Raw genomic sequence first — 16,236 nt, forward strand, 5'->3', positions numbered from 1 at the left:
GGCAAAAGACCATAAATTACCACCGATGCACAAATAAAAAAAGCCGGCCCGTAAAAGGTCAGCTTTCCGTATGATCCATCTGCACTTTAATCTGCTTTAATATTTTTTTCTCCAGCCTCGATACCTGGACTTGGGAAATCCCGAGCCGTTCGGCTACCTCCGACTGTGTCTGATCTTTATAATATCTCAGATAGACAATGAGTTTTTCCCGTTCTTCCAAATCACTGATCGCTTCCTTGAGGGCGATTTTGTCAAACCACTTCTCTTCTGAATGATCGGCGATCTGATCAAGCAGGGTGATCGGGTCTCCGTCATTTTCATACACGGTCTCATGAATGGATGAAGGCGCCCGCACCGCTTCCTGCGCAAGCACCACATCCTCCGCATCAATTTCTAAATGATCCGCGATTTCCTGGACGGTCGGCACTCTTCCGTATGTTTTTGACAGTTCATCTTTCGCCCGGCGTATTTTATTGCCGAGCTCTTTTAAAGACCTTGATACTTTGACGGTCCCGTCATCGCGGATGAAGCGCTGGATTTCTCCGATAATCATCGGCACGGCATAAGTTGAAAAACGGACATCATAGGACAAATCGAATTTATCAACGGATTTTAACAATCCGATACAGCCGATCTGAAACAGATCGTCCGGCTCATAGCCTCTGTTTAAGAACCTTTGAACGACGGACCACACAAGACGCATGTTTTTTTCTATGAGGAGGTCTCTTGCCTGCTGGTCGCCCCCTTGGCTCTTTTTGATTAATTCTTTGACTTCATGGTCCTTGAGCTGCGCGTTTTTGCTGTTTTTCTTAACCTCCACATCCATAACAAATCTCCTTAATTACAAAGCGCTTTGCTTTTTGATAGGTGTTTTGTTAAGCGTATCGTCGTTCCCATCTCCGGCGAGGAATCAATCGTGACATCATCCATGAAGTTTTCCATAATGGTAAAGCCCATTCCGGAGCGCTCAAGCTCGGGTTTTGTCGTAAAGAGCGGCTGGCGCGCTTCCTCAAGATCCGTAATCCCGAGGCCTTCATCACGTATGGTCAGATAGACGACATGATCCTCCAGCGTAACGGAGATGTACACCTTTCCGTCGCAGTTTTCTTCATAGCCGTGGATGATCGCGTTTGTTACAGCTTCTGATACGACGGTCTTGATTTCCGTCAACTCATCCATCGTCGGGTCGAGCTGTGCGATAAAAGAAGCAACTGTTACGCGCGCAAACGATTCGTTCTGACTGAGGGCTGAAAATTCAAGATGCATCTCGTTTTTCATGATGCCACCCCCAACGTTAAAAGCGCTTTTTGTTCTGATTGTTCGAACCTGATGATTTTAAACAGGCCGGACATGTCAAACAGACGTCTCACCGCGGGCGAAATCGCGCACACGACCATTTCTCCGCCGAGCTGTTTAATTTGTTTATAACGCCCTAAAATCACGCCGAGGCCGGAGCTGTCCATGAAGGTAAGATCTTCAAGGTTCAGCACGATGTGACGGATGCCGTCAGCCTCCAGCGATTCAGTAACCTTTTGTTTTAATGATTCTGCCGTATGATGGTCGAGTTCACCTGTTAATCGAATACAAAGCACGGATTCTTTGACATGAAAGTCAATTCCAAGGCTCATGCTCATTCCTCCTTGATATGATCGGATAATGAGTGTTTCGATTTTCGGGAAAGCAATTCCTTCACTATGACAAAACTAGTGCCCGTTCGCCACGATTATTTAAATTTTGTCCAATCTCCCATCGTCCGCTTCAGAAAAGTGAGAAAACCCGCTTTTTCCATGTCGTCTTTTGCCGTGACCGGGCTTTCAACGAGCACCTTTCCGTCTTTTTTCAGAACGAGGCTGCCGAGCACCTCTCCTTTTTTAACCGGAGCCGTTACATTGCCGTTGATTTTCACTTCTTTTTTTACTTTGTCCATGTTCTCTCCCTTTTTGGCCAGAAGAGAAATCGGCTCAGATGTGGTCAGCTTGATCAGTTTCTTTTTTCCTTTTATCACTTTTACCGTTCCGACGATTTGATCCCGTTTGTACAGCGGGTGTGTTTTGAACTGGCTGAAGGCGTAATCAAGCATTTTGGTCACTTGGGCATTTCTTTCTTTCGGGGTGCTGGCTCCGAAAACGACAGCAATGACCCTCATATTTCCTTTTTTAGCGGTGGCGGTTAAACAATACTTCGCTTCGCCTGTAAAGCCCGTCTTCACGCCGTCTACACCCGGATAAAATTTGATCAGCCGGTTTGTATTGACGAGCCAGAACTTTTTGTCTGTATTTTCTCTTAAATAATCCTCATACGTTCCCGTAAATTGAGTGATTTTATCATACTTTAATAATTCCTTCGCCATTTTCGCCATGTCATAAGCAGAGCTGTAATGGTCTTTTTCGGGCAGTCCCGTCGGGTTTTTGAAGGAGGTATCTTTCAATCCCAATTCTTTTGCTTTTTTGTTCATCCGGCTGACGAAATCCTCTTCTGAACCGGCGATATACTCCGCCATTGCGACAGATGCGTCATTTCCGGAAGCTATAGCAATTCCTTTGAGCATTTCTTTTACCGTCATTTCTTCTCCGGGTTCAAGGAAAATCTGTGATCCGCCCATGGACGCGGCATGTTCACTCGTCCTGACTTTATCGCTCATCTTTATTTTCCCTTTGTCAAGCGCTTCCATGATTAAAAGCATGGTCATGATTTTTGTCATGCTTGCCGGCGCCAGACGCTCCCGGCTGTTCTTGTTATAAAGAATGCTTCCCGTATCGCGTTCAATCAGCACGGCGCTTTTGGCTTCATGAGCGAGCTCCGATGTATGTTTTCCGTCCGGCTTTGCAAAAGCGGACGGTGCTGATGCCGTTAATAAAATGCCAATCAACAAAGTGGATATAAGACGTTTCATCTCCAAAGCCCTCCATTTCATAATCCTTTTTATTTTTTCCAAATCCGGTGGTTTTATACGCCTCATCTGGAAAATGTTTCGTGTTGAGGGCACAAAAAAACAGCTGCTTCCGAGGAAACAGCTGACTGATGCTGACTTATTTTTGAGAACGTGCGACTACGGCTTTTACAAGCTTCAAAAAGCCGCCTTTTACTTTTTCCGTCATTTCCATTACTTCTTCATGGGATAACGGCTGGTCTAGAATACCTGCCGCCGCGTTGGAAATACATGAGATGCCGAGCACGCGCATCCCCGCGTGGTTGGCGACGATGACTTCAGGCACGGTCGACATGCCGACAGCGTCAGAACCCATCGTTCTTAAAAACCGAACCTCAGCAGGCGTTTCGTAAGACGGCCCCGTGACAGCTGTATACACCCCTTTTTGAACAGGAATGCCCAGCTCATCGGCCGTTTTTTCAGCCAAGCCTGACAGCTCTTTGTCATAGGCTTCTGACATGTCCGGGAATCTCGGTCCGAATTCTGCTTCGTTCGGCCCGATTAACGGGTTGGTGCCCGTAAAGTTGATGTGGTCTGTAATAATCATCAGATCGCCGGCGCGGAATTCAGTGTTGATACCGCCGGCTGCGTTCGTCACGACAAGGGATTCAACGCCGAGCGCCTTCATCACGCGGACGGGAAATGTGACCTGATCCATTGAGTAGCCTTCATAGTAATGAAAGCGGCCCTGCATCGCGATGACCTGCACACCTTCAAGCGTTCCCATCACAAGCTGGCCGGCATGGCCTTCTACCGTTGAGACCGGAAAATCAGGGATCGTTTCATATGTAAGCTTGACAGCCCCTTCAATTTCATCGGCCAATACGCCGAGCCCTGACCCTAAAATCAGACCGATCTTTGGTGTTTCTTTCACGTGTTCTTTAATAAATGCAGCAGCACGTTCGATCTTTTGTTTCAAAAAAAGTCCCCCTACTGTAATCTTGATAAAAAGCTTTTTCCGTATTCCGGCTTTTCCGTTTTGAAATTATCCGCAATGGTTGCCCCGATATCGGCAAATGTATCCGCAAGCGGCAGCTGTTCAGTGTGTTTGTGCTTTTTGCTGTACACAAGAAGCGGCACATACTCCCTCGTGTGATCCGTGCCGTGATGGACAGGATCATTGCCGTGATCCGCAGTGATGATAAGCAGATCGTCTTCTTTCATTTTCTCAAACACTTCCGGAAGCCTCGCGTCGAATTCCTCGAGCGCTTTTCCGTACCCTTCCGGATCGCGGCGGTGTCCGTACAGCGCGTCAAAATCAACGAGGTTGGCAAAGCTCAGGCCCGTGAACTCTTCACCGAGCGTTTCAATCACTTTGTCCATGCCATCCATATTAGATACCGTGCGGCGGGAAGATGTAATGCCTTCTCCGTCATAAATATCAGAAATTTTGCCGATGGAAATGACGTCTAATCCGCTGTCTTTCATTCCGTTCATTACCGTGCGGCCGAACGGTTTGAGCGCATAATCATGACGGTTCGGCGTGCGTTTGAAGCTGCCCGGTTCTCCGACGAACGGTCTTGCGATAATCCGGCCGACCATGTACTTCGGATCAAGCGTCAGTTCTCTGGCCGTTTCACAGATGCTGTACAGTTCGTCAAGCGGAACGACATCTTCGTGAGCCGCAATCTGCAGCACGGAATCTGCTGATGTATAAACGATCAGCGCACCCGTTTCCATATGTTCTTTTCCGAGCTCGTCCAGAATCGCCGTGCCTGAAGCCGGCTTATTGCCGATGATTTTCCGTCCTGAACGCCGCTCAAGTTCCTGAAGAAGTTCATCCGGAAATCCTTCCGGGAACACTTTAAATGGTTTTTCAATGTAGAGGCCCATAATCTCCCAGTGCCCCGTCATCGTATCTTTCCCGTTTGACGCCTCCTGCATTTTTCCGTAGTACGCAAGAGGGTGCTCCGTTTTTTCCACGCCCTTAATGTCTCCGATCAGTCCGAGACCGAGCTGCGCCATATGGGGCATATGTAAGCCGTTCATGTGCTCTGCGATGTGTCCGAGCGTATTTGCGCCTATATCATTAAAATCGGCGGCGTCCGGCGCTTCACCGATTCCGACAGAATCCATTACGATCAAAAATACCCGGTTATATTTGTATTCAGACATCATAAAAACCTCCTTTTCTTCCATCTGTCCATTGTAGCTTACAGAGGTCAGACAACTCAAGTATAAACCGTTTACATTCTTGTTGACAATGCCGATTCAAATAATTAGAACCTTCTCTGTATTCCGGCAAAAAAAGCCGCGGCCCCTCTGGCAGCGGCTCCTAAGCGCGCGGATGATACTGTTTGTACACGTCCTTCAGCCTTGTTTTCGTCACATGCGTATAAATTTGCGTCGTGGAAATATCGGCATGTCCGAGCATCTCCTGCACGGCGCGCAGATCCGCCCCGTTTTCGAGCAGGTGCGTTGCAAAAGAGTGCCGAAGCGTGTGCGGTGTCAGCTCTTTTTTAATCCCCGCTTCAAGGGCGATTTTTTTCAGGTTTTTCCAAAAACCTTGACGGCTGATCTGCCTGCCGTGATGATTCAGAAAAAGCGCTTCGGTTACGTTTTTCTTTAATAATTTCCCTCTGGCTTTTTCAATGTATGCTTCTATCGCATGAGAAGCGGCTTCACCAATCGGCACAATCCGCTCTTTCCGCCCTTTTCCGAAGCAGCGGACAAATCCCATCGTCAAATGGACGTCGGATAATTTCAGCTCGATCATCTCGCTGACCCTGATGCCGGTCGCGTACAGCAGTTCAAGCATGGCTTTATCCCTGAGACCGAACGGGCTGTCAAGCTTAGGCGTGTCCAATAACCGCTCAACTTCGTGAAGCGCCAATACTTTCGGAAGCGTCCGCTCTGTTTTTTGTGTTTCAATATGTACCGAAGGATCTTTATCCGCGGCTTTTTCCCTTAACAGAAATTGATGAAAAGACCGGATTGACGCCAAATGCCTCGCAGACGTCTTGCCGGATTTCCCGGAGTCCTTTATATGCTTTAAATATTGAATAATATGAAGACGGGTCACATCATTCCATGAAGTGATCTGAAGGCTTTCAGTTAAGAAGAGAGAATAACTTTTCAGATCACGCTCATAGGACATCATCGTATTTTGGGACAGCCCTCTTTCAACCCTCACATAATGGATGAAATCCTTAATTTGATCCTTCACTCTTGATCTACTCCCCGTTTTGGTAAAAAAAGATCAATCGGCCGAACCAGCCGTCTTTCTCCTCATGTTCCGTTTTGGCCACTTTGACGGCGGAGCCTTCCGGTTTATCGTACCGATGATAGTTTTCATACTCTGAATTCACCCATATCATAGCATAATAGAACAGCGCGGTAAAACCTGTGAACAGAATAAACACTTTGATCGTATCCGCGGCTGTTTTTAGGAATCTGCCCATCTTTCGATCGACCCTTTCTTTTGGCGGCTGTAGTACACCTTATGCCAATTTCAAAGGCTTTTATACATAAAAACAGCAAAAAACCCTTTCCTGGCAGAAAAGGTTCGTAGGCTTTTACTCTGTTTCATCCCCGCGGCAGCGGTGGCAGATTCCGTGAAAAGTCAATCTATGATCTTTAATTTTAAATTTCCAATCACGTTCAATCACTTCTTCAACGTCTTCAAGCAGATCTTCTTCAATTTCATCGACGGCTCCGCACTCCATGCACACCAAATGGTGATGAAAGTGAGCCGCGCCTTCTTTGCGAAGGTCGTAGCGGGATACGCCGTCCCCGAAGTTAATTTTATCAACGACTTTTAGCTCTGTTAATAATTCTAATGTACGGTATACTGTAGCGAGACCAATTTCAGGAGATTTCTCTTTTACGAGGAGGTATACATCTTCTGCGCTTAAATGGTCTTCTTCGTTTTCAAGCAGCACTCTTACCGTTGCTTCCCGCTGTGGCGTAAGCTTGTAGCTTGACGAGTGCAGCTGCTTTTTAATTCGATCAATACGGTTTTCCATGTCTTTCCCTCCTACGCCGCATTCCATGACTCATTATAACAAAATACGCGCAGAGTTCCAACTATAATTATTATAAACTGATAAATAAAAGTATTATTTTGTGATAATCATTCTAAAATATGCGTGATGACAGCTTTTCCATAAACAGCGGAGACACGTACGCCTCGAGCAGCGAGGCGATGACCGAGAAGAAAACGATGAGAATCAGCACGAAGGCGTAGCGTCCGAACCATTGGATCGGCGCGTCATGAAGGCTGCGTTTGACAAACAGCTGCCGGATCAGTTTCAGTGAAAAAGCGATGGAGCATGTCCCCATGATAAGATATGCGGGAATGAGAACGATGTTTTGCGGCAGAACCGAAATAAATGACAGGAAAAACCCGTTCATCCCCATTTGATTCACTAAAAAACCGACCGTGAAGCCGACGACGATTCCTTTCAAAAACACCATAATGAAAATAACCGGGAGACCGATCACGGAAATACCGAGAATCCACATCAGCCCCAAATATTTCACATCATGAAAGACGGCCTGCCAAAACATTTCTGAAGCGCCGGCATGTTTTCCGTCAGACAGCTGTCCGAAAAACTTGCTTAAATAGTAATACAGATCTTCTTTCTGCGTGATGGTCATGCTGTTGACGATGATCGCCCCGAAAATGACCCCCATCAAAAACAAGACGAACACAAATATATAAAGTGACAGATGATCCTTTACATGGCGAAAAAACAGTTCTTTGTACGATTGTTTTCTCATACCGCTTTCCTCCCGCTAATCTATTGACTTGATTTAGTAGATTGTATGAAAGAAAAGAGAAAACATGACAGAGAAATCATAGAAAGGCGCGAGATTCGGGCATAAAAAAAAGAACCCCCGTCATCACTCCGGTGATCATAGGGGTTCCTTTTTTTATGCTTTATTCTTTCAAGCCTGTCTTTTTTGGTTTTCGTCACTCTTTCATGGGTGCTGAAAGACGGCGCCGTCCCCCTTGACAGGACTGCGTCACGCATCCCGTTTCTTTTGAGATGCTCCCGCATTTTTTTCGTTTTGCTCTTCGCCATGTGCCAATCGCTCCTTTTTCCCTTTTCTTTATCATAACAAAAAAATCCAGATGTGTTCATGAATACGGCTCATGTTTCGACCGGTAAGCGCGCAGAGACGTTTTCGCAGATGAATAGCTCCCCATTGCGGCGTATCCGTAAAAAAATCCCATAAAAATCCCCGCATACACGTGTTCATGGTGACCGAAAACGATAGACACAACATTTCCGACAGCAAGGGCAATCGTGGGAACGAATATGCCCGGAACCCGGCAGAACACTTTGATCAGCTGTGTGACGCATAAGACGACCGGCACGCCGATCACAGCATCCCAAATATTTGTATGGATCAGCGGAAAATAATCCACATCGACACCTCTTTATTCCGTCTTTTGCTATCGTTAGCCTGCCTAAGAATTCCGCTTCCTATTCATGATAAAAAAACAGCACCGGCACATGTCCGGTACTGTAAGAGTTGTTTATTTTCCTGCCGCGGCCCGTTCTACGGCTGCTGATACGGCCTGATGCACGTCCGCATCCAAAGGCTGAGGCACGAGATCGCCGTGTTTTGTGCAAGAGGCGATGGCTTCTGCGGCCGCCACAAGCATTTCATGGTCGATTTTCTTGCTTTTGGCGTTCAGCGCGCCGCGGAAAATCCCCGGGAAGCCGAGAACATTATTGACCGAACGGCCGTCAGCTGCATAAGCGGCTCCGGCTTGTAATGCCTCTTCCGGTTCAATCTCCGGCTTCGGATTAGATAAGGCCAGAATGACATGTCCTTTTCTGACATCCTCTTTTTTAATGAGACCCGGAACTCCTGTGGTGCTGATCACAATGTCACACGTGTCCATTAATTCTTTGATGCTTCCAAGCGGCTGACCTCCGTACTGAGCGAGGCGGTTCATTGCGTCTTCTGACTTGTCCGTTCCGCAGACCGCTTTGACTCCGTATGCCATAAACATGCGGCAGATGGCGACGCCTGCCGCGCCGAGACCGATCTGACCGACCTTCGCTTCTTTTAAATCAAGACCGGCGCTTTTACAAGCGGAAATGGCGGCGGCGAGCGTGACGACCGCCGTGCCGTGCTGGTCATCGTGCATAACCGGAATGTCCAGTTCTTCTTTCAGGCGGTCTTCAATGTCAAAGCAGTGAGGCGAACCGATATCTTCAAGCAGAATTCCGCTGAACCCCGGAGAAATATGTTTTACCGTGCGAATGATTTCTTCCGGATCAGAGGTATCGAGCAAAATCGGAATTCCGCTGATACCCGCCAGCTGGTCAAAAAGCGCGGCTTTCCCTTCCATTACGGGCATTCCGGCGACAGAGCCGATATTGCCGAGGCCGAGAATCGCCGTGCCGTCGGTGACAATGGCGACAGAATTGCTGATTGTCGTATAGATGGACGCTTTTTCAGGCTCGTTTTCAATCAGTCTGCACACATCGGCGACGCCCGGCGTATAAACACGGCCAAGCTCAGCCAATGTCCGGATCGGCATTTTGCTTTTCATCTGAATTTTGCCGCCTTCATGAGCAGAGAGCACTTCATCTGAGACTGTATGAAGCCGGATGCCTTCACCGAGAGCTTCAATGGCTTGAATGATTTCCTGCAGCTGCTCTTCATTTTCAGCCTGCACCGTAATGTTGCGCATTGTGTAGTTCGGGCCGACTTTAACGGTTTCAACTTCCCCGATATCTCCGCCCATCACTCCGATGGCGGTTGCCACTTTTCCGAGATTTCCGGGAACAGTCGGCGTTTCAATCATTAACGTCCGAATCATATGCTTTGTAATCATGAAATGAACCTCCTAACCCAATTTTTGAGATTGCAAGGATTTTTCTTTCGTGTACCAAATGAATTTCCCCGTGTATCCGTACAATATTGCCAGTCCGATAGATACAAAACTGAGCCACATGAACGGCAGATAAGAAAACGTGGACACGCCGAGAATGCCGGCCATATAGATTCCGTTGTCAGACCACGGCACCATCCCTGAAGTAAGCGTGCCGCCCACCTCTGCGTTCCGGGATAAAACTCTTCTGTCAAGTTTCAGTTTATCATAACTGTTCTCCATGATTTTCGGCGTCAGGATCAATGACACGTACATCGCACAGCCGAAAATGTTTCCTAAAAGGGCGACGATCAATGTCGAAAGCGTTACATTTCCCGGTGTGGTCAGCTTTTTCTCAAAAGTTGAGACAATCACTTTTAATACGCCGAGCTTCTCAAGAATTCCTCCAAAACCGAGACCGAACAGGATAACGGCTAACGTATCCAGCATACCGGTAATGCCTCCGCGGTTTAACAGGCCGTTTAAAAATTCGACGTCCGTTTTAATAGAAAAACCATTATAAGCAGTCGCGATGGCACTGGCAAAATTCATTCCCTGAAAGACGGAAGCCCAGATTGCGCCAAGCAAAGCACCGATGATAATAACGGGCATAGACGGCTTTTTCAAAATCAGAAGGACAACGACGACAACAGCCGGAATGAGCATCCATATATGAATGTCAAACGTTTTCTGCAGTGAAGATTTTAAAAATTCCACTTTGTCGAGATCAATATTTTTTCCGCCGTATATAAATCCCGTTACGGTAAATAGAATGGCCGTAATAATATAGGACGGAATTGACAGATACATCATCGCTCTGACGTGTGACAGCACATCCACCTTAGAAAGCGTGGAGGCAAGCACCGTACTGTCAGACAGCGGTGAAAGCTTGTCTCCGAAGTAAGCGCCGGACAAAACGGCTCCCGCTACGATCGGAAGCGGTATACCCATTCCCTCTCCGATGGCAATCATGGCGATTCCCGCGGTTCCCACGGTTCCCCACGACGTTCCGGTCGCAACGGACATAACGGAACAAATAACCAGTGTAGCCAGAAGGAAAACATGAGGATTAATAAACTCTAAACCATAATAAATTAACGTCGGCACAACGCCGCCGGCAATCCATGTCCCGATGAGCGCACCGACCGAAACAAGAATCAACACCGCTTCAAGACCGTTTGATATCCCGGTGACAATCGAATCCTGCAAGTCTTTATATGAATATCCCAGCCTGACTCCGAGAATAATAGCGAAAAACCAGGATATTAATAGAGCTAGCTGGATCGGCAAGTCTAAAAACACTGTGAACGATAAGACAAGTGCTAAAAACCCGAATAATAAGATAATTATTTCCAATAAATTTGGCAATCTGACCTCTTTCACAAGAAAATCCCCCTAGAAGAAAAAAGCTAAAACGCTTTCATCAAATGATATAACAAATTATACTATACTGCCTCATCCCTTTGTATGGCAACCGCCTATTCACTAAAAAACGTGAAAAGGCGGCTGTTGTTGCTTTAAAATTTATTTTTCTAATAGATCTTTTCCGGCAATTCCCGGTTTTGTCATTTCATACGGATTCAAAATGATATCCAATTCTTCTTCTGTCAGCACATCATTTTGAAGGCAAAGATCTCTTACAGATTGCCCCGTCATGATGGCTTCACGGGCAATTCGCGCAGCCGCTTCATACCCGAGGTGCGGATTGACCGCTGTAATGACGCCGACGCTTTTTTCCACGTATTGCTTGAGACGTTTTTCGTTGGCTTCAATTCCCGCCAGACAATGATCGGTAAATGACCGGAACCCGTTATTCATGATGCTGATGGATTGAAGCAGGTTAAATACGAGTACCGGCTCCATTACGTTAAGCTCCAGCTGGCCCGCTTCTGAAGCGAGGCAGATCGTATTGTCATTCCCGATGACCTGGAAGGCGATTTGGTTGATCAGCTCTGCCATTACAGGGTTGACTTTCCCAGGCATAATGGATGATCCCGGCTGACGGGCGGGCAGTGAAATTTCCGCAAGTCCCGCGCGCGGACCTGAAGCCATTAAGCGCAGATCGTTGGCGATTTTAGACATGTTCATCATGCATACTTTCAACGCGGCTGAAACTTCCGTATACGCATCAGTGTTTTGAGTGGCGTCAACCAAATGGCCGGCGCCGACAAGCGGCAGTCCGCTGATGTCAGCCAGGTGCTTCACAACCTGTTCTATGTAGCGCGGATCGGCGTTAAGTCCCGTACCTACGGCCGTTGCCCCCATGTTTACTTCATACAGATGCTGGCGGGATTGTTTAATTCGCTTTATGTCACGCTCAAGCACGCGGCTGTATGCTTCAAATTCCTGTCCGAGACGGATCGGCACAGCGTCCTGAAGGTGTGTGCGCCCCATTTTAATGACAGAATCAAATTGTTTCGCTTTATCTTTAAAGACACTGAGCATATGCGCCATCGTATCAAGGAGCTTATCCAAAAGTTTCAAGGTTGAAATATGGATTGCTGTCGGGAACACGTCGTTCGTCGATTGTGACATGTTGACGTGTGTGTTCGGGCTGAGGTGAATGTATTCACCTTTTTTATGCCCCATGATTTCAAGAGCTCTGTTGCCGATTACTTCGTTGGCATTCATGTTCATGGACGTTCCGGCTCCCCCTTGGATCGGATCGACGATAAATTGGTCATGCCATTTTCCCTCAAGAATTTCATCTGCGGCCTGTACAATCGCATTTCCGATTCCTTCATACAGCCGTTTTACATCCATGTTGGCAAGCGCCGCCGCTTTTTTGACGATGGCGAGCGCATTAATCATTTCTTCGTGGATGCGGTAGCCGGTAATCGGAAAGTTTTCTTTCGCGCGCAGCGTTTGTATTCCGTAATACACATCAGCTTCAATTTGTTTTTCTCCGAGGAAATCTTTTTCCTGACGATATTCTTTTTGCGCGTTTGTCATGCTAAAACCCTACTTTCTCTTTGTGGTAGTCATGTTTTTACAGTACAACGTCGTCTGCGATCGGTGTCTCCATAATGTTTTTGACTTCAGCCAAGTTGTGAGACTGGCCGAGCGCCCACATTAATTTCGGCACGATGGCTTCCGTGTTCATATTTCTGGAGCGGATAATGAGATCTTGATTGACTCTTCGGCCGACTTCATAGACGCTCATGTCCTCTCCTTCTTCAAGACATTGTGTCGTAATGACGACGACAATGCCGCTTTCAATCATTTCATTGACTTTGGCGAGAATGTCTCTTCCTTCAAACGGCACGCCGCCGCTGCCGTAGCTTTCAATGACGATTCCTTTGTACATGCCCTTTAATGCGTCAAACATTTCCGGTTTCAGCCCCGGGTGGAGCTTGAGCAGGCACACGTCCGTGCAAAGTGAAGTATTGACCGTAAAAGCATCGTCTTTTGGCATGTGCACTTGTTTGTTGTATTCAATTCCGTTTTCGGTAATAAACGCGATATACGGATAGTTAATGCTCTCAAATGCATCATAGCTTTTCGTTCTTAATTTAATGGCGCGTGTGCCTTGAATGACTCTGCCGTCAAATACGACGTATACGCCGCCCACCCCTTCACATGCGAAGCGGATCGCGTCCGTGATATTTTTTTTGGCATCGGTTTTTTGAAATGTAATCGGGATTTGCGAACCCGTAATGACGATCGGTTTATCAGCATGCTGAAGCATATAAGACAGTGCCGCTGATGTATAAGCCATTGTGTCTGTTCCGTGCGTAATGACGAACCCGTCATATGCGTCATACTTTTCTTTGACAGCATTTGCGATTTCGGCCCAGTATTCAGGCTGCATATTTGTGCTGTCGATGTTCATTAACGAATGGGTTTCCATCGTGTAATCGTTATCAAGTTTTGATACGTAGGTTAACAATTCGTCTGCTTTCACCCCGGGTGCAAGCCCGTTTTCTCCTTCGACTGAGGCGATTGTTCCTCCGGTTGTTAACAGCAATAATTTTTTCATACCCTGCACCTCTTCATCCATTTCTCAAGATGTGTTAAGCATTCGCTTTTCGCATACTTTTAATCAAATTATAGACAGACGAATGAAATTAATCAAGTGATTATTATTCAATTCGCGTACACTTTTGCATATCGATATGATATAATTTGCTCAAGTGAAAAGGAGCGGTTTTGAATATGAATTTAGATCGTTTAACTGAACTGAGAAAAAAGAAAAATTGGTCTCTTCAATATACGGCTGACCGTCTCGGCATCGCCAAAAGCACGTACGCCGGGTATGAATCAGGATACCGGCGTCCGTCATTCGAGGCGCTGGGCACGCTTGCCGATCTGTTTGACACGACGTGCGACGATTTACTCGGGCGCACTGAAAAAAAGGCGGAGCCGTTTGCCCAGACCATCGAATTAACAAACGCCGCACAAGGCCTCGGCACACTGACCGTTGACGGACAGCCGCTTAATCAGGATGAAATCATCGAATTGATTGCGTTTGTCCGCACGAAAAAGAAGGTGCAGGAGGAGCTCCGCTAAAAACCGGCTTTTACGGCTTGATTCTGCCGTACGTCCCTCCGCCCCCGGCCTCAAGGACGAGCTGCCCGGTGCGCGCTTTATGAATGACAGCCGCTATTTTAGGCTGGACGACACGCGCCAATTCCTCTTCTTGCGCCTGATGAAGAATCGCCATCTCCGTCCCGAAAGCCCGCTTCAGTTTTTCTAACGTTTTCGGCCCGACCCCGGGAATGAACTGCAGCGGAATTTGATGAATATACGGCGGCCGCGGCATGCGGCTTTTTTTCGGTCCGCTCAGTTCCTCCAGCCGTTCACTGACCCCTTTTGTCATTGTTTTCCCCCCGCACTCCGGACAGGCGGAAGCTCCTTTTTCAACCGGGCTGCCGCAACGGTCGCAAGCCGTCCGGTAATACTTCCCGAGCTTCGGGTTCAGCCCGTAATTCGCCGTGATTTTTCTTCCGTCCTTCCCTTTTAAAGCCAGCGAAAATTCCGTGAAATTCGCTTCTTTAAGAAGCATTTCATTATATTCTCTGCCGATTTTTCCTAAGGAATGCGCATCAGAATTTGTTAAAAATGTATACGGATCAAGTTCTGTTACCCGCGAAGCCATGTCGGTGTCGCAGCTTAACCCGAGTTCCGCCGCATCAATGAGCGCCGGGTCGAAAACTTCTGTCAAAGAAGATATGACCCCTTTTCCGTACAGGCTTTTATGCGGGGTGAACATATGGGCGGGAATAAACAGCCCGCCCAATTCCTTTGTTTTCCTTTGAAGATTCAAACCGGTTTCATAAATGCGCTGGGAACTGAGATGGATATTTTTAAGCCTTTTTGCGAGCCACTCAGAAAACATCTTCATTTCGGCAAGAGCCGGCATAAAGACGAGAACGTGAATCGGCCCGCGGCATGTGTGATCATAGATTTCAAGCTCACTGCCCAACAGAAGCGTCGTATTCCGATACCGGATGCCGCCTTCTTTCAGCTCACGGTATCCGCCTTCATCAATTCCGCGCTCGATTTCTTCTATGACTTCCGGGGAATGGCAGTCGATGATGCCCAATAGTTCAATTCCCTTCCCCTCACTGGCTTCTTCTAAAATCCGGTGCAGCGTCAACGTTTTGGCCCCGGTGATTTTGACCGGTTTTCCCGTATAGGTGCGGCCGATATGAATATGCAGATCCGCATAGATGGTTTTCATCATTTTTCCTTCAGCGCTTCTTTCAGCTGGAGATACTGAATCGCGTACGCCGTTTTTGCGTCATACACCCTGCGGGATTCAATCAGCTTCACGGCCTCTTCAAGCGTGACCTGCATGACTTCGACAAATTCATCCTCATCCAGCTCTCGTTTTTCTTCCAGCGGCGAAAGCCCTTCCGCAAGAAAGAGATGCACGATTTCATCAGCAAACCCGGGTGATGTGTAAAAAGCGGTGATTTTCGTCAAGGTTTCCGCCGTATATCCCGTTTCTTCCTCGAGCTCTCTTAACGCCGTATGTTCCGGCTCTTCCCCCTTTTCAAGCTTCCCGGCCGGAATTTCAACGATTGTCCGTTCCAGCGGCTTTCTGAACTGGTTCACCAAAATGATTTTTCCTTCCTCAGTCACCGCAAGTACGGCCACCGCTCCCGGATGTTTGACGATTTCCCGCTTGCTTGTTTTTCCGTTCGGGAGCTCTACATCCTCTAAGTAAAGATCTATGACTTTCCCGTCATACAGCTTTTTTTTCGCAAGTGTTTTTTCTTCTAAATGTTTCATCATGTCATCTCCCGTTCTGTCTCTCTATTATGCCTCATATATTTTATCATACATGCATGAGAGGGAGGTGCTTTTCGATTGAAGGTGTACCGGAAGGATAAGAGTATCGTATTGGTCGGAAAGGCGTGGGAAGTGCGGGCTAAACTGAAAGAATACGGACGGACATTCCGCTATGTCGGAGATTGGATCACCAGGCCTTAACAGTTGAAAACTTCGCGCCTTTATATTACGGTCA

General features: G+C 47.3%; 19 protein-coding genes and 1 pseudogene. 2 read left to right on the top strand and 18 right to left on the bottom strand.

Annotated elements, in window-relative coordinates; genetic code table 11:
* Positions 1–58 precede the first annotated feature (58 nt).
* The 16 genes and pseudogenes from sigF to G4O42_RS10990 form a co-directional block, all read right to left on the bottom strand.
* Complete coding sequence (gene sigF / locus G4O42_RS10915; protein ID WP_032873218.1) at positions 59–826, bottom strand: RNA polymerase sporulation sigma factor SigF; 768 nt, start codon at positions 824–826, stop codon at positions 59–61.
* An 11-nt stretch (positions 827–837) separates the two neighbouring features.
* The gene (gene spoIIAB, locus G4O42_RS10920) at positions 838–1,278 is read right to left on the bottom strand and encodes an anti-sigma F factor (RefSeq protein ID WP_003153347.1); all 441 of its coding nucleotides are present in this window, start codon (positions 1,276–1,278) and stop codon (positions 838–840) included.
* Positions 1,275–1,628 carry an anti-sigma F factor antagonist gene (gene spoIIAA / locus G4O42_RS10925; RefSeq protein WP_007409411.1) on the bottom strand — a complete coding sequence of 118 codons (354 nt, stop codon included), beginning with the start codon at positions 1,626–1,628 and terminating at the stop codon, positions 1,275–1,277. The genes spoIIAB and spoIIAA overlap by 4 nt, the downstream gene beginning before the upstream one ends.
* Positions 1,629–1,723: 95 nt before the next feature.
* The gene (locus tag G4O42_RS10930; protein WP_029973633.1) at positions 1,724–2,893 is read right to left on the bottom strand and encodes a D-alanyl-D-alanine carboxypeptidase family protein; all 1,170 of its coding nucleotides are present in this window, start codon (positions 2,891–2,893) and stop codon (positions 1,724–1,726) included.
* 136 nt (positions 2,894–3,029) lie between these two features.
* Entirely contained in the window at positions 3,030–3,848 is an 819-nt protein-coding gene (locus G4O42_RS10935) for a purine-nucleoside phosphorylase (RefSeq protein WP_007409407.1), read from the bottom strand.
* A gap of 11 nt (positions 3,849–3,859) precedes the next feature.
* Positions 3,860–5,044, bottom strand: coding sequence for a phosphopentomutase (deoB, locus tag G4O42_RS10940; RefSeq protein WP_015417748.1), 1,185 nt, complete (start codon positions 5,042–5,044; stop codon positions 3,860–3,862).
* 160 nt (positions 5,045–5,204) lie between these two features.
* Complete coding sequence (xerD, locus tag G4O42_RS10945; protein WP_007612347.1) at positions 5,205–6,095, bottom strand: site-specific tyrosine recombinase XerD; 891 nt, start codon at positions 6,093–6,095, stop codon at positions 5,205–5,207.
* A gap of 7 nt (positions 6,096–6,102) precedes the next feature.
* Complete coding sequence (locus tag G4O42_RS10950; RefSeq protein ID WP_003153331.1) at positions 6,103–6,330, bottom strand: YqzK family protein; 228 nt, start codon at positions 6,328–6,330, stop codon at positions 6,103–6,105.
* 114 nt (positions 6,331–6,444) lie between these two features.
* Complete coding sequence (gene fur / locus G4O42_RS10955; RefSeq protein ID WP_003153330.1) at positions 6,445–6,894, bottom strand: ferric iron uptake transcriptional regulator; 450 nt, start codon at positions 6,892–6,894, stop codon at positions 6,445–6,447.
* A gap of 112 nt (positions 6,895–7,006) precedes the next feature.
* Entirely contained in the window at positions 7,007–7,651 is a 645-nt protein-coding gene (spoIIM, locus tag G4O42_RS10960; protein ID WP_007409404.1) for a stage II sporulation protein M, read from the bottom strand.
* A gap of 104 nt (positions 7,652–7,755) precedes the next feature.
* Positions 7,756–7,956 (bottom strand): annotated as a pseudogene (locus tag G4O42_RS10965) (hypothetical protein); the annotation flags it as partial.
* Between the two features lie 56 nt (positions 7,957–8,012).
* Entirely contained in the window at positions 8,013–8,303 is a 291-nt protein-coding gene (locus G4O42_RS10970) for a hypothetical protein (protein WP_032873216.1), read from the bottom strand.
* Positions 8,304–8,414: 111 nt separating this feature from the next.
* Positions 8,415–9,728, bottom strand: coding sequence for an NAD-dependent malic enzyme (locus G4O42_RS10975; RefSeq protein ID WP_007409402.1), 1,314 nt, complete (start codon positions 9,726–9,728; stop codon positions 8,415–8,417).
* Between the two features lie 12 nt (positions 9,729–9,740).
* Positions 9,741–11,147 (bottom strand): Na+/H+ antiporter NhaC, encoded by a 1,407-nt coding sequence (gene nhaC / locus G4O42_RS10980; RefSeq protein ID WP_032873214.1) that lies wholly within the window; start codon positions 11,145–11,147, stop codon positions 9,741–9,743.
* A gap of 141 nt (positions 11,148–11,288) precedes the next feature.
* A complete protein-coding gene (gene aspA / locus G4O42_RS10985; protein WP_003153322.1) occupies positions 11,289–12,716 on the bottom strand; it encodes an aspartate ammonia-lyase in 1,428 nt (475 codons plus the stop codon).
* Between the two features lie 37 nt (positions 12,717–12,753).
* Complete coding sequence (locus G4O42_RS10990; RefSeq protein WP_003153321.1) at positions 12,754–13,743, bottom strand: type I asparaginase; 990 nt, start codon at positions 13,741–13,743, stop codon at positions 12,754–12,756.
* Between the two features lie 176 nt (positions 13,744–13,919).
* Here G4O42_RS10990 and G4O42_RS10995 point away from each other — a divergent pair, with 176 nt between their 5' ends.
* The gene (locus G4O42_RS10995; RefSeq protein WP_032873211.1) at positions 13,920–14,273 is read left to right on the top strand and encodes a helix-turn-helix domain-containing protein; all 354 of its coding nucleotides are present in this window, start codon (positions 13,920–13,922) and stop codon (positions 14,271–14,273) included.
* 10 nt (positions 14,274–14,283) lie between these two features.
* On the opposite strand, the gene G4O42_RS11000 is transcribed toward G4O42_RS10995, so the two are convergent.
* Positions 14,284–15,447 (bottom strand): TIGR00375 family protein, encoded by a 1,164-nt coding sequence (locus tag G4O42_RS11000; protein ID WP_032873209.1) that lies wholly within the window; start codon positions 15,445–15,447, stop codon positions 14,284–14,286.
* Positions 15,447–16,001 (bottom strand): NUDIX hydrolase, encoded by a 555-nt coding sequence (locus G4O42_RS11005; RefSeq protein ID WP_003153317.1) that lies wholly within the window; start codon positions 15,999–16,001, stop codon positions 15,447–15,449. The genes G4O42_RS11000 and G4O42_RS11005 overlap by 1 nt, the downstream gene beginning before the upstream one ends.
* Before the next feature lie 78 nt (positions 16,002–16,079).
* On the opposite strand from G4O42_RS11005, the gene mciZ reads away from it, so the two are divergent.
* A complete protein-coding gene (mciZ, locus tag G4O42_RS11010) occupies positions 16,080–16,202 on the top strand; it encodes a Z-ring formation inhibitor MciZ (RefSeq protein ID WP_032873207.1) in 123 nt (40 codons plus the stop codon).
* Positions 16,203–16,236: the final 34 nt, after the last annotated feature.

The sequence above is a fragment of the Bacillus sp. LUNF1 genome (genome assembly GCF_011008975.1).
GTDB classification, from domain to species: Bacteria; Bacillota; Bacilli; order Bacillales; family Bacillaceae; genus Bacillus; species Bacillus velezensis.

Coding starts and splice junctions, on each gene's coding strand:
- spoIIAB (WP_003153347.1), bottom strand. CDS start 1,278: ATGAAAAACGAGATGCATCTTGAATTTTCAGCCCTCAGTCAGAACGAA.
- G4O42_RS10975 (WP_007409402.1), bottom strand. CDS start 9,728: ATGATTACAAAGCATATGATTCGGACGTTAATGATTGAAACGCCGACT.
- fur (WP_003153330.1), bottom strand. CDS start 6,894: ATGGAAAACCGTATTGATCGAATTAAAAAGCAGCTGCACTCGTCAAGC.
- G4O42_RS10950 (WP_003153331.1), bottom strand. CDS start 6,330: ATGGGCAGATTCCTAAAAACAGCCGCGGATACGATCAAAGTGTTTATT.
- G4O42_RS10930 (WP_029973633.1), bottom strand. CDS start 2,893: ATGAAACGTCTTATATCCACTTTGTTGATTGGCATTTTATTAACGGCA.
- spoIIAA (WP_007409411.1), bottom strand. CDS start 1,628: ATGAGCCTTGGAATTGACTTTCATGTCAAAGAATCCGTGCTTTGTATT.
- spoIIM (WP_007409404.1), bottom strand. CDS start 7,651: ATGAGAAAACAATCGTACAAAGAACTGTTTTTTCGCCATGTAAAGGAT.
- deoB (WP_015417748.1), bottom strand. CDS start 5,044: ATGTCTGAATACAAATATAACCGGGTATTTTTGATCGTAATGGATTCT.
- sigF (WP_032873218.1), bottom strand. CDS start 826: ATGGATGTGGAGGTTAAGAAAAACAGCAAAAACGCGCAGCTCAAGGAC.
- G4O42_RS11005 (WP_003153317.1), bottom strand. CDS start 16,001: ATGAAACATTTAGAAGAAAAAACACTTGCGAAAAAAAAGCTGTATGAC.
- G4O42_RS10995 (WP_032873211.1), top strand. CDS start 13,920: ATGAATTTAGATCGTTTAACTGAACTGAGAAAAAAGAAAAATTGGTCT.
- aspA (WP_003153322.1), bottom strand. CDS start 12,716: ATGACAAACGCGCAAAAAGAATATCGTCAGGAAAAAGATTTCCTCGGA.
- G4O42_RS11000 (WP_032873209.1), bottom strand. CDS start 15,447: ATGAAAACCATCTATGCGGATCTGCATATTCATATCGGCCGCACCTAT.
- G4O42_RS10990 (WP_003153321.1), bottom strand. CDS start 13,743: ATGAAAAAATTATTGCTGTTAACAACCGGAGGAACAATCGCCTCAGTC.